This is a genomic window from Actinopolymorpha singaporensis (genome assembly GCF_900104745.1).
In the GTDB taxonomy this organism is placed as follows: Bacteria; Actinomycetota; Actinomycetes; order Propionibacteriales; family Actinopolymorphaceae; genus Actinopolymorpha; species Actinopolymorpha singaporensis.
The window spans coordinates 3,109,807-3,122,227 of the sequence record NZ_LT629732.1 but is presented as its reverse complement, the minus strand read 5'-3'; the positions used below and the strand labels follow the sequence as shown (position 1 = coordinate 3,122,227).

General features: G+C 71.6%; 10 protein-coding genes. 5 read left to right on the top strand and 5 right to left on the bottom strand.

Features of this window, described 5'->3' with window-relative positions:
* Positions 1 to 25 precede the first annotated feature (25 nt).
* Positions 26 to 754 (top strand): Maf family protein, encoded by a 729-nt coding sequence (locus tag BLU27_RS14215; RefSeq protein ID WP_092654051.1) that lies wholly within the window; start codon positions 26 to 28, stop codon positions 752 to 754.
* Between the two features lie 129 nt (positions 755 to 883).
* On the opposite strand, the gene BLU27_RS14210 is transcribed toward BLU27_RS14215, so the two are convergent.
* The 5 genes from BLU27_RS14210 to BLU27_RS14190 all read right to left on the bottom strand — a co-directional run bounded on the left by BLU27_RS14210 (position 884) and on the right by BLU27_RS14190 (position 6,588).
* The gene (locus BLU27_RS14210) at positions 884 to 1,636 is read right to left on the bottom strand and encodes an SDR family NAD(P)-dependent oxidoreductase (protein WP_092654049.1); all 753 of its coding nucleotides are present in this window, start codon (positions 1,634 to 1,636) and stop codon (positions 884 to 886) included.
* A 30-nt stretch (positions 1,637 to 1,666) separates the two neighbouring features.
* Positions 1,667 to 2,527 carry a fumarylacetoacetate hydrolase family protein gene (locus tag BLU27_RS14205; protein WP_092654047.1) on the bottom strand — a complete coding sequence of 287 codons (861 nt, stop codon included), beginning with the start codon at positions 2,525 to 2,527 and terminating at the stop codon, positions 1,667 to 1,669.
* Between the two features lie 179 nt (positions 2,528 to 2,706).
* Complete coding sequence (locus BLU27_RS14200; RefSeq protein ID WP_157728526.1) at positions 2,707 to 3,519, bottom strand: sugar phosphate isomerase/epimerase family protein; 813 nt, start codon at positions 3,517 to 3,519, stop codon at positions 2,707 to 2,709.
* Positions 3,520 to 3,730: 211 nt separating this feature from the next.
* Positions 3,731 to 5,311, bottom strand: coding sequence for an acyl-CoA carboxylase subunit beta (locus BLU27_RS14195; protein ID WP_241827965.1), 1,581 nt, complete (start codon positions 5,309 to 5,311; stop codon positions 3,731 to 3,733).
* Between the two features lie 110 nt (positions 5,312 to 5,421).
* On the bottom strand, positions 5,422 to 6,588 hold the full coding sequence (locus BLU27_RS14190; protein ID WP_092654044.1) for an acyl-CoA dehydrogenase family protein: 1,167 nt from the start codon (positions 6,586 to 6,588) through the stop codon (positions 5,422 to 5,424).
* A 79-nt stretch (positions 6,589 to 6,667) separates the two neighbouring features.
* Between BLU27_RS14190 and BLU27_RS14185 the strand changes: the two genes are divergently transcribed.
* The 4 genes from BLU27_RS14185 to BLU27_RS14170 all read left to right on the top strand — a co-directional run bounded on the left by BLU27_RS14185 (position 6,668) and on the right by BLU27_RS14170 (position 12,352).
* A complete protein-coding gene (locus BLU27_RS14185) occupies positions 6,668 to 7,069 on the top strand; it encodes a MerR family transcriptional regulator (protein ID WP_092654042.1) in 402 nt (133 codons plus the stop codon).
* A 196-nt stretch (positions 7,070 to 7,265) separates the two neighbouring features.
* Entirely contained in the window at positions 7,266 to 9,434 is a 2,169-nt protein-coding gene (locus BLU27_RS14180) for a heavy metal translocating P-type ATPase (RefSeq protein ID WP_197681833.1), read from the top strand.
* Positions 9,435 to 9,601: 167 nt separating this feature from the next.
* Entirely contained in the window at positions 9,602 to 11,365 is a 1,764-nt protein-coding gene (locus BLU27_RS14175) for an acetyl/propionyl/methylcrotonyl-CoA carboxylase subunit alpha (RefSeq protein ID WP_241827964.1), read from the top strand.
* Positions 11,366 to 11,497: 132 nt separating this feature from the next.
* Complete coding sequence (locus tag BLU27_RS14170; RefSeq protein ID WP_092654038.1) at positions 11,498 to 12,352, top strand: hypothetical protein; 855 nt, start codon at positions 11,498 to 11,500, stop codon at positions 12,350 to 12,352.
* Positions 12,353 to 12,421 lie beyond the last annotated feature (69 nt).

The following is a 12,421-nucleotide window of genomic DNA, read 5'->3' as shown; positions in this document are numbered from 1 at the left end:
CAGGGCACCTTCGTAGAATGCGCCGATGACCGCAAGCTCGCACAGCAAGATCCGGCTGGTTCTGGCGTCGGCTTCCCCGGCCCGGCTCGCCACGCTGCGAGCCGCCGGGATCGAACCCGACGTGATCGTGTCCGGCGTGGACGAAACGGTGGACACCGGCACGACCGACACCGCCGGTCACGCGCTCGCCCTCGCCCGCCGCAAGGCCGAGGCCGTGGCCGCCGACCTCCGCCGGACCGACACGGGTCGGAGCGGCACGGGCTCGTCCGGCACGGGCTGGGCCGACAAGGGCCGGGCCGGCGCCGGCCGCTCCGGCGGTCAGGGCGGACTGGTGGCCACTCCCACGGTGATACTCGGCTGCGACTCCGTTCTGGAGTTCGACGGCGAGACGCTCGGCAAGCCCGGGACAGCCGCGGAGGCCCGGCGCCGCTGGCTGCGGATGCGCGGCCGAAGCGGCGTCCTGCACACCGGCCACTGTGTGATCTCCGCCGAAAGCGGGCGGATCGCCCAGGGAACCGCCTCCACGACGGTGTGGTTCGCCGACGTCACCGACGAGGAGATCGAGGCGTACGTCGCGACCGGCGAGCCGCTGGCGGTGGCCGGTGCCTTCACCGTCGACGGCCTCGGCGGCGCGTTCGTCGAGCGGGTGGAGGGCGACCACCACAACGTCGTGGGAGTCTCCCTGCCGTTGTTGCGTAGGCTGCTGCGCGATCTCGACATCGCCTGGCCGGAACTGTGGAACCGTTCCCACTGAGCCGTTCCACCGAACCGTCCCCTGGTCCGATCGGCGTCGACCGCGGTGTCGACCCCGGTCTGCGTGTGGCGGACGAACCGCCGCACGCAGACCCGGGAGAGGAGCGTTCCGCCGCCGCCCCGCTCGTCCTCAGGACTTCGGGCGCAACCGGAGGTTCTGCATGCCGCCGTCGACACACAACTCGACGGCGGTGCTGGCAGCGGCGCCCGGCGAGGCGAGGTAGACGATCCCCTGCGCCACCTCCTCGGCCGACACCAGCCGGCCCATCGGCTGCCGGGCTTCCAGCGCCCTGCGCTCGGCTTCGGGGTCCTCGGCCTTGTCCAGCAGCCGGCCGACCCACGGGGTGTCCGCGGTGCCGGGGTGGACGCAGTTGACCCGGATGCCGTCCTCGAGATGGTCGGCAGCCATCGCGAACGTCAGCGCCCGCACCGCGCCCTTGGACGCGCTGTAGAGGGCGCGTTGCGGGATGCCCGCGGTGGCCGCGACCGAACAGGTGTTGACGATCACCGCCGACGGCGACTGCCGCAGGTGCGGGAGCGCCGCACGGCTGACCCGGGCGATGCCCACCACGTTGACGTCGAACACCCGGTGCCACTCGTCGTCGTCGTTGTCGGCGACAGTGCCCTGCGCGCCGATCCCGGCGTTGTTGACCAGCACGTCGAGCCTGCCGAACCGGCGTACGACCTCGGCGACAGCCGCGGTGACCGACGCGTCGTCGGTGACGTCGCACGCCACACCGACCAGCGGTGCGGGTACGTCGTCGGGCTTGAGGTCCAGGCAGGCGACCCGGGCGCCCTGCCGGGCAAGCTGACCGGCCGCCGCCAGCCCGATGCCGGACGCGCCACCGGTGACAGCGGCGACCAACCCGTCGAACTCACCCATCGATGTGCTCCCCTCGTCCGTACTCACGCCTCACGCGTCGACCAGTCGCTGCCGCTGCCGTCCAAGGCCGTCGATCTCGAGTTCCATCACGTCGCCGGAACTGAGGTAGGGGAAGCGCCCGGACAGCGCGACACCCTGCGGCGTGCCGGTGTTGATCAGGTCACCCGGGTCGAGCACGAGGTACTGCGACAGATGCCAGACGAGGTAGGCCACGTCGAACACCATGTCGGCGGTGGTGGAGTCCTGCCGGACCTCGCCGTTGACCGACGAAGCGAGCCGCAGTTTCTGCGGTTCGACCTCGTTCGCGGGCACCAGCCACGGCCCGAGCGGGTTGAACGTCTCCGCACACTTGCCCTTGGACCACTGGCCGCCGGACTGCTCGATCTGGAAGGCGCGCTCGGAGACGTCGTTGGACACGACGTAGCCGGCCACGTGCTCCAGCGCGACCTCCGGGGACTCGAGGTAGCGCGCGGTCTTGCCGATCACCACGCCCAGCTCGACCTCCCAGTCGGTCCGGGTCGCACCCCGCGGCACGACCACGTCGTCGTAGGGACCGACGACGGTGTTCGGGTGCTTGAAGAACAGGATGGGCGTCTTCGGCGGCGGGTCACCGGACTCGGCGGCGTGCGCGGCGTAGTTCTGGCCGATGCACAGCACCGCTCCCGGCCGGGCGATCGGCGGACCGACCCGCAGCCCGCTGCCGTCTCCCGGGTCGTCGATCGGCGACAGCCGGTCGGAGGCCACCGCCTCCCGGGCCGTGGCGATGCCGCCACCGGCGAGGAACGCCCCGTCGATGTCGTTGGTCACCGGGGACAGGTCGAGGAGCCGGCCGTCGTCGGTACGGACCGCGGGCCGCTCGGCGCCGGGGGCGCCAAGTCGCAACAACTGCACGTACGTACCTCCTTGTCGCGGCGTCTCGGCAGACGTCGCACGTGGTGACGGCACGGCTTCCGGCGACTCACCGGTTCATCGCCGCCGGCATTCGTCTGCCGCCGGAAGCGGTGCCGTCGCGAACATCGGGACCCGGCGACCAGGACCTGGGTCAAGCACGCCCTGACGCCGGCGGTTACTCAGCTCCAGCTGGACAGGCCGCGCTCGATCAGCCACTGCGCGCCCGCGCGGGAGACGTCGAACGGGTCTCCGGGCGCCTCGTCGAGCTCGATGACGTGGTAGCCGACGTTGGTGCCGGCGGCGATCGCAGCGGGGTTGTCGACCGAGCCCTGGCCGACGGCCGTCTGCAGCTGGCCGCGCACGCCGGGGCCGTCCTTGACGTGCAGGGTGAAGACGCGGTCGACGTAGGAGGAGATGACCTGCGCGGGGTTCTGCCCGGCGGTGTGCGCCCAGTAGACGTCCACCTCCAGGAACACCCGCGGGTCGAGGTGGCCGACGAGGACGTCGTACGCCGGGGTGCCGTCCTCGACCGGCTGCCACTCGAAGTCGTGGTTGTGGTAGCCGACCTTGACCCCCCGCGCGGCGGCCCGCTCGGCGGCGGCGTTCAGGCCCTCCGCCAGCAGCTTCACGCCGTCGGCCTTGGCCAGGACGTCGTTGCCCATGCCGCCACCCACCCCCGCCACCGCGCCGGGCACCGGTGCGACCAGCCGGTCGGTGCCGAGGATCTCCAGCTCTTCGTAGACCCCGTCGGCCTCGTCGCCGGCGGAGACCGAACCGTGCACGGCGACGACCTTCAGGCCGTTGGCGTCCAGCTGCGACCGGAACTCCCGCGCGTCGGCCAGCCGCTCCTCCAGCGGTCGCTGGGGATTTCCGATGCCGAACGGCTCGACGGCCCGGAAGCCCTGCTCCGCGGCCCTGGCCAGGGCTGCGCCGCGATCAGCGGCCATCGCGTCGCGCACGGTGTACAACTGCAGGGCGAGGGGTGTCGCCATAACTTCACGCTCCGTTGTGGATCGAACGGTGGATTGGACGCCAGAGTGCAGACAGTCGGGCCCCATCCTGCCGCAGCAACCCCGGGGCTCGTCCAGCGTCCCAGTGCCTGAGACGTGGCGTCCGCCAGAGGCCGCCCAGGTCAGAGGGCATGTCCCTGCTCAGGTCGGCAACCGCCCGGCGCCGGTGAACGTCCGGGATCGGACACCGCCGTCACATCGGCGGGACGCCGCGCCGCTTGTCCGGCGTACGCCGGTCCTTGGTCTGTGCCGCGGCCAGCCGGGCCACGATCTCCGCGCGCAGGTCGCCGGGCTCGACGATGGCGTCGATCACCAGGTCGGCGGCCAGCCGGAGAATGTCGATGTCGTGTTCGTACTCCGCCCGCAGCCGCTCGACGTAGGCGGCCCGCTCCTGCGGATCCTCGATCTGGGCGATGCGGTTGTAGTAGACCGCGTTGATCGCCGCCTCCGGGCCCATCACCGCGATCTTGGCCGTGGGCAGCGCGATGCACGCGTCCGGGGAGAAGCCGGGACCGCACATGGCGTACAACCCTGCTCCGTAGGCCTTCCGTACGATCACCGACACGGTTGGCACGGTCGCGTCGGCCACCGCGGTGATCATCTTCGCGCCGGCCCGGATGATGCCCTGGCGCTCGACCTCGCTGCCGATCATGAAGCCGGGAACGTCGGCCAGATAGAGCAGGGGGACGTTGAACGCGTCGCACAGCCAGATGAACCTCGCCGCCTTGTCAGCGCTGTCCACGAACAGCACACCGCCGCGCACGGCCGGGTTGTTGGCGACGATGCCGACGACCTGCCCCTCCAGGCAGCCGAAGCCGACGATGAGCTCGGCGGCGTAGAGCGGCTTCACCTCGAAGAAGCTGTCGGCGTCCAGCAGCGCGTCCAGCAGGACGTGCATGTCGTATCCCGCGCTGTCCTGCGCGGGCACCAGTTCGGCGGTGAACGGCCGGGCCGGTGGCCGGGCGTCGAACTCCGGCGGCTGGTCCCGCCACGTCGCCGGCACGTAGGAGAAGTATTCCCTGGCGAGCTCGACCGCCTCCTCGTCGTCGGAAGCGAGCAGGTCGCCGCACCCGGAGACGGTGGTGTGCATGCGCGCGCCGCCCATCTCCGACAGCGACACCTTCTCCCCCACCACCATCTCCGCCATCCGCGGCGAACCGAGGTACATCGAGGCGTTGGACTCCACCATGATCACCAGGTCGCAGAACGACGGGATGTACGCACCGCCGGCCGCCGACGGCCCGAACAGGCAGCAGATCTGGGCGACCTTGCCCGACAGCGCGACCTGGTTGGCGAAGATCCGGCCCGCGCCGCGGCGACCGGGGAACAGCTCCACCTGGTCGGTGATGCGCGCGCCCGCGGAGTCGACCAGCCAGAAGATCGGCAGCTCGTCGCGCAGGGCGACCTCGGTGACGCGCACGATCTTCTCGACCGTCCGCGCGCCCCACGAGCCGGCCTTCACGGTGGGGTCGTTGGCGACGACGAGGACCGGCCGGCCGTCGACCAGCCCGCGTCCTGTCACCACACCGTCGGCGGGCAGTCCGTCGGCCAGGGCGTTGGCGAGCTGACCGTCCTCCACGAACGTGCCCTCGTCGACGAGCAGCGCGATCCGCTCGCGGACGTAGAGCTTGTTCTGGTCGGCGAGCTTGGCCGCGCCCTTCTCGGTGGGCCGCAGGGTGGCTTCACGGGCGGCCGCCAGCTCCTGCGCGACGTTAGGGCGTACGGGCTCACCCGGCCGAGCGGGCTCACCTGTCCCCAGGGGCTGATCAGTCACGCCAACTCCCCGTTCTGCCGACTTCCGCAAGCCTTCACCGGCAGGCTAGGCCATGTCCTGGCTGTCATGCATGACCTGCATGACCTGCCGAACCCGCGCCGGGACATGCCTCAGGCCACCGGAAGCCCGAGCGAGCGGGCGATCACCATGCGCTGGATCTCGCTGGTCCCCTCGCCGATCTCCAGGATCTTCGCGTCGCGGTAGAAGCGGGCCACGGGGTACTCCTCCATGAACCCGTAGCCGCCGAACACCTGGGTGGCGGTGCGGGTCGCGGTCACCGCGGCCTCGCTGGCGAACAGCTTGGCCATAGCGGCCGCCTGCTTGAGCTCCGCGGCCGGTCGCCCGGCGTCCTTCATCGCCGCCGCCTTGTACGTCAGCAGCCGGCTGGCCTCCACCGCAACCCGCAGGTCGGCGAGCTGGAACGACAAGCCCTGGTTGACACCGATCGGACGGCCGAACGCGATGCGGTTCTTCGCGTACTCCGTGGCCTCGTCAAGGCAGCCTTGCGCGAGCCCGGTGGCCAGCGCGGCGATGGCGATCCGGCCCTCGTCCAGCGTCGCCAGGAACTGCCGGAAACCGGAGCCACGCTCGCCGAGCAGGTGGTCGGCCGGGACGCGGCAGTTGTCGAACGACAGCGGGTGGGTGTCGGACGCGTGCCAGCCGAGCTTGCGGTAGGCGGGCTCCACGGTGAAGCCCGGCGTGCCGGCGGGGACGATGATCGCGGAGATCTCCGGACTTCCGTCGTCGGCCTGGCCGGTGCGGGCGGTCACCGTGACCAGCGACGTGATGGGTGTCCCGGAGTTGGTGATGAACTGCTTGCCGCCGTCGATGACCCAGGTGTCGCCGTCCAGGCGGGCCCGGGTGCGGGTGGCACCGGCGTCCGAACCCGCCTCGGCCTCGGTCAGGCCGAACCCGGCGAGCGCCTGGCCGGTGGCGAGATCGGGCAGCCATCGGGCCTTCTGCTCGTCGGTGCCCCACGCCAGGATCGGGCCGATTCCGAGCCCGACCGCGGCCTCCAGGGTGAGCCCGAGCGACTGGTCGACCCGGCCGATCTCCTCGATCGCGACGCACAGGCTGGTGAAGTCGCCGCCACTTCCGCCGTACTCCTCCGGCACCACCAGCCCGAACAACCCGAGCTTGCCCATCGCGGCGACCGCCTCGACGGGGAAATGGTGCGCTTCGTCCCACCGGGCGGCGTGCGGGGCGATCTCGGCCCGGGCGAAGTCGGCGACCACCTCGCGGAACGTCTCGTGCTCGGGAGAGAGCTCGAAGGTCATGGTGGGCTCCCAGAGCTCGCAGGTTTACGCTTACGTAAACGTAAGTCGAGGCCTCGATCCGCGCAAGGGGACGAAGGACATGCCGGGAGCAGGAAGAGACGCCCCGACCTGGACGATCACGCAGCTCGCCGAGGAGTACGACGTGACGCTGCGGACGATCCGGTTCTACGAGGACAAGGGTTTCCTGGCTCCGGAGCGCCGGGGCAGCCAGCGGATCTTCCACGCGCGCGACCGGGTGCGGCTGGGCCTGGTGCTGCGTGGCCGGCGGCTGGGGTTCTCGCTGCGGGAGATCGAGACGATCATCGGGATGTACGACGCGGAGCCGGGCGAGCAGGGCCAGTTGCGATACCTGCTGGAGCAGATCGGCTCGCGTCGCCAGGAGCTGGAGCAGCGCGGCCGCGACATCGACACCACGCTCGATGAGCTGGCCGAGGTGGAGCGGCGCTGCCAGGAGGATCTGGAGCGGCTCGGCGCCGGGTGAGCGAAGTGCACTGCAGGAGTCGGCGTACTGCGCTGACGTGGCAGGGACGGCCGTGAGCGGTACGACGACGGCCGCCAGGACGGCTGCTCCGACAGGTGTTCTGTGCCGAAACCGCATCGCTGACTCTCTCTCCCCTTCCAGACGTCGGCGGGTCCGCGGGGTTGCACATATACCGTAGGGGGGTATGGTGTGCGGCATGGACAAGCTGAGATCCGTGGACGCTCCGCTCCCGGAGAACGCAGAGCCCGACCGGGCCGGCCAGGAACGCGCCCCCCACCACACACCGCGCGGGCATGAGGACCACATGGGGCACGCCGGGCACGCCGGGCATGGCGGCCACGACAAGCACGCCGGGCACGACCCGGAGATGTTCCGGCGGAAGTTCTGGCTCAGCCTGCTGCTGACGCTGCCGATCGTGGCGACCAGCGAGATGGTCATGCGGTGGTTCGGCTATTCACTGGACTTCCCGGGCATCGCCTGGGTCGGTCCTGTCCTCGGCACGGTCGTCTTCCTCTACGGCGGATGGCCGTTCCTGGCGGGCGCCGTCGCCGAGCTTCGCGACCGCGCGCCAGGGATGATGCTGCTGATCTCGCTCGCGGTCGTCGTCGCCTACGTCGCGTCCGCGGCCAGCAGTCTCGGGTGGTTCGACCTGGAGTTTTGGTGGGAGCTGGCCGCGCTGATCACCATCATGCTGCTGGGCCACTGGCAGGAGATGAAGGCGATCGGCCAGGCGCAGGGTGCCCTTGCGGCGTTGGCGAAACTGCTGCCCGACGACGCCGAACGCGTCACGGCCGACGGCACCGAGCGGGTACCGGTCGAGGAGCTGACGGTCGGCGACGTCGTACTCGTCCGGCCGGGCGCACGGGTGCCGGCCGACGGCCGCGTGGTCGACGGGAGTGCCGAGGTCGACGAGTCGATGATCACCGGGGAGTCCCGCCCGGTTCCGCGTACGGTCGGGGACCGCGTGGTCGCCGGCACCGTGGCGACCGACTCCGCCGTCCGGGTGGAGATCACGGCGGTCGGCGAGGACACCGCACTGGCCGGGATCGCCCGGATGGTCGCGCAGGCGCAGGCCTCGGGTGGCCGGGCCCAGGCACTGGCCGACCGGTTCGCCGCGCTGTTGTTCTACGTCGCGGTTGCCGCCGGCGTCGTCACCTTCGCCGTCTGGTGGCTGCTCGGCGACCCCGACAACTCGGTGGTGCGCACCGTCACCGTCCTGGTGATCGCCTGCCCGCACGCGCTCGGCCTGGCCATCCCGTTGGTGATCGCGCTCTCCACGGCGCTGGCCGCCCGCTCCGGCATCCTCGTCAAGGACAGGTTGGCACTGGAGCGGATGCGTACCGTCGACGCGGTTCTGTTCGACAAGACCGGCACGCTGACCAAGGGGCAGCACAAGGTCGTCGCGGTGGCGACCGCAGCCGGCACCCCAGAGGCCACCACAGCGGGCAAGCCCCCCATGACAGAGGACCACCTGCTCGCGGTGGCCGCGGCGGTGGAGGCCGACAGCGAACACCCGCTGGCCCGCGCGGTCGTCAGTGCTGCGAAGGAACGCACCACTCCGGCGACGGCGACCGACTTCCGGTCACTGACGGGTCGCGGTGTGCAAGCCAGGGTTGACGGTACGTCGTACGCCGTCGGCGGACCGGCCCTCCTGCGGGAGTTCGGGACGTCGGTGCCGGACGACCTGCGCGACACGATCACCGGCTGGGAGGAGCGCGGTGCCGCCGTTCTGCACCTGGTGCGGGTCGACGGGGCCGACGGCGCCCAGGTGCTCGGTGCACTTGCGCTGGAGGACGAGGTGCGCCCGGAGGCGCGGGAGGCGATCGCGCACCTGCGCGAGCTCGGCGTCACCACCATCGCCATGGTGACCGGGGACGCCCGGCCGGTGGCCGAGGCGGTCGCGGCGGACCTCGGGTTCGTTCCGGGCGTGGACGAGGTGTTCGCCGAGGTGCTCCCGGCCGACAAGCAGCGCGCGGTGGCCAGGCTGCAGGAACGCGGACTGACCGTGGCCATGGTGGGAGACGGGGTCAACGACGCGCCCGCGCTCGCCAGGGCAGACGTCGGCATCGCGATCGGCGCCGGCACCGACGTGGCGATCGAGTCCGCCGGTGTGGTGCTGGCCGCCTCCGACCCGCGCGCGGTGGGCGGCGTGGTCCGGCTGTCCCGCGCGTCGTACCGCAAGATGCTGCAGAACCTCGGCTGGGCGGCCGGGTACAACGTCGTCGCGATCCCGCTGGCGGCCGGGGCCCTGGCCTGGGCCGGCGTCGCCCTGAGCCCCGCCGTGGGCGCGGTGCTGATGTCGGTCTCCACGATCGTGGTGGCGCTGAACGCCCAGCTGCTCCGCCGCGTCCGGCTCTCGCCGTAGGGCCTTCGCGGCGGTACGACCGCCCGGCCGACTGTTGCGGGGCACGCGAACCGACCATGATCCGTAGGACAGGCCCTAGACTCCGGGAAGTCATGGGGTCGCGCGGGCAAGGGACGACGGCGGCGAACGCCTGCGTCGGCCGCGACCCGCGGAGGGAGGACCACAGGGTGTCGACCATCAGCAAGGTGCTCATCGCCAACCGTGGCGAGATCGCCGTCCGGATCGCGCGGGCGTGCCGGGACGCGGGAGTGGCCAGCGTCGCCGTGTACGCCGATCCCGACCGGGACGCGCTGCACGTCCGCGTCGCCGACGAGGCGTACGCCCTGGACGGCGCGACCCCGGCGGACAGCTACCTCGCGATCGACAAGCTGGTCGACGTCGCCCGACGCGCCGGTGCCGACGCGGTGCACCCCGGCTACGGCTTCCTCGCCGAGAACGCCGGTTTCGCGGCCGCGGTCGCCGACGCCGGCCTCACCTGGATCGGTCCGCCGCCGGCCGCGATCGACGCCCTCGGCGACAAGGTGAAGGCCCGCCACATCGCGCAGAAGGTCGGCGCTCCGCTGGTACCCGGCACCGCCGACCCGGTGGCCGACGCCGAGGAGGTGCTGGCCTTCGCCCGCGAACACGGACTGCCGGTGGCGATCAAGGCGGCGTACGGCGGCGGTGGCCGGGGCCTGAAGGTGGCGCGTACCGCGGAGGAGATTCCCGAGCTGTTCGACTCGGCCGTGCGCGAGGCGGTCTCGGCGTTCGGGCGCGGCGAGTGCTTCGTGGAGCGGTATCTCGACCGGCCACGCCACGTGGAGACCCAGTGCCTGGCCGACTCCCACGGCAACGTCGTGGTGGTGTCCAGTCGCGACTGTTCCCTGCAGCGCCGCCACCAGAAGCTGGTCGAGGAGGCGCCGGCGCCGTTCCTGTCCGCCGAGCAGCTGGAGACGCTCTACTCCGCCAGCAAGGCGATCCTGCGCGAGGCCGGCTACGTCGGTGCGGGCACGTGCGAGTTCCTGGTCGGCCAGGACGGCACGATCAGCTTCCTCGAGGTCAACACCCGGCTGCAGGTGGAGCACCCGGTGTCGGAGGAGGTCACCGGCCTCGACCTGGTGCGCGAGCAGTTGCGCATCGCGGCGGGTGAGCCGCTGGGCTACGAGGACCCGGTCGTACGCGGGCACTCCATCGAGTTTCGGATCAACGCCGAGGACGCCGGCCGCAACTTCCTCCCCGCGCCCGGCACGCTGACCCGCTGGCACCCGCCGTCCGGGCCCGGCGTACGGCTGGACGAGGGGTACGACCAGGGCGAGACGGTGCCGGGGGCGTTCGACTCGCTGATCGCCAAGCTGGTCGTCACCGGGCGCGACCGCGAGCACGCGCTCGCCCGGTCCCGCCGGGCGCTCGCGGAGTTCGTCGCCGACGGGATGCCCACTGTGCTGCCGTTCCACCGCGCGGTGCTGGAGACGCCCGCGTTCACCGCGGCCGACGGCGAGTTCGCGGTGCACACCCGATGGATCGAGACCGAGTTCGACAACACCATCGCTCCCTACGACGGCCCCACCGAGGCCGCCGAGGCACCCGAGCGCGAGCGGATCACCGTCGAGGTGGACGGCAAGCGGCTCGAGGTCGTGCTCCCCGCCGGGCTCGGCGCCACGAGTGGTGCTCCCGCCGGCGGGTCCCGCAAGCCGCCCCGCCGGGGTGGCGGCGCCCGCACCGGTGCCAGCGCCTCCGGTGAGGCGCTCACCTCTCCGATGCAGGGGACGCTGGTGAAGGTCGCCGTCGAGGAGGGCCAGGCAGTGCAGGCCGGCGATCTGATCGTCGTCCTGGAGGCGATGAAGATGGAGCAACCGGTCAACGCGCACAAGGCGGGCACGGTGGCTGGGCTGACCGCTCAGGTCGGCAGCACGGTGACGGCCGGTGCCACGCTCTGCGAGATCAAGGACTGAGGGCGGTCGCGGCGGTGCCGTCCGCGGCGTCGCCGCAGGCCGGGCACGATCGGGATCGAACGGACCGACCGGGAACACACGCGCCCGCCCGGACGTCTCCTACGCTGAGGGCAACCTAAGAAAGGGCACCCCGTGGAGATCCTGATCCTGCTCGTCGTCGTGATCGGAGTCGTCGCGTTCGTCTCCAACCGGCGCGCACAGACCCGGCGCCGGGAGGTCGAGGCGGCCGAGCTGGCCAAGGTGAGGTCCTTCGCCGAGGAGGACGTCACGAAGTTCGGCGAGGAGCTGCAGCGGCTGGACACCGACGTCGCCGGGCGCGAACTCGACGACGCGACCCGCCAGGACTACGAACGCGCACTGGACGAGTACGACACCGCGAAGAAGGCGGTCGACACCGCGTCCAGGCCCGAGGACATCAAGCAGGTCACCACGATCCTGGAGGACGGCAAGTACGCAGTCGCGTGCGTGCGGGCCCGGATCAACCGCCAGCCGCTTCCGCAGCGGCGCCCGCCGTGCTTCTTCAATCCCCAGCACGGCCCGTCCTTCGAGGACGTGGAGTGGGCACCGGCCGGCGGCGCCTACCGCACGGTCCCGGTGTGTGCCGCCGACGCCGAGCGGGTGAAGGCGGGCGCCGAGCCCGACATCCGCAAGGTCACCGTCGACGGCCAGCGCGTTCCCTACTGGCAGGGCGGGCCGGCGTACGCGCCGTGGATGCAGGGCTACTTCGCCGGCTTCGCGACGTCCGGTCTGCTGCCGGCGTTCCTCATGGGCTCGATGATGGGCGGCATGTGGGGCGGCTACGGCGACGGCGGCTTCGGTGACGGCGACGGTGGCGACGGTGGCGATGGCGGCGACGGGGGCGACGGCGGAGATTCCGGCGACGGTGGCGACGGCGGAGACGGCGGAGACTTCGGTGGTGACGGCGGAGACTTCGGTGGAGGTGACTTCGGCGGGGGCGACTTCGGCGGCGGTGACTTCGGTTTCTGACAGCCGGTGACAAATCGACAGCTCGTTTTCCACCCGTTCAACAATCCCCCTCCCCGCGTTAGGCTCGCG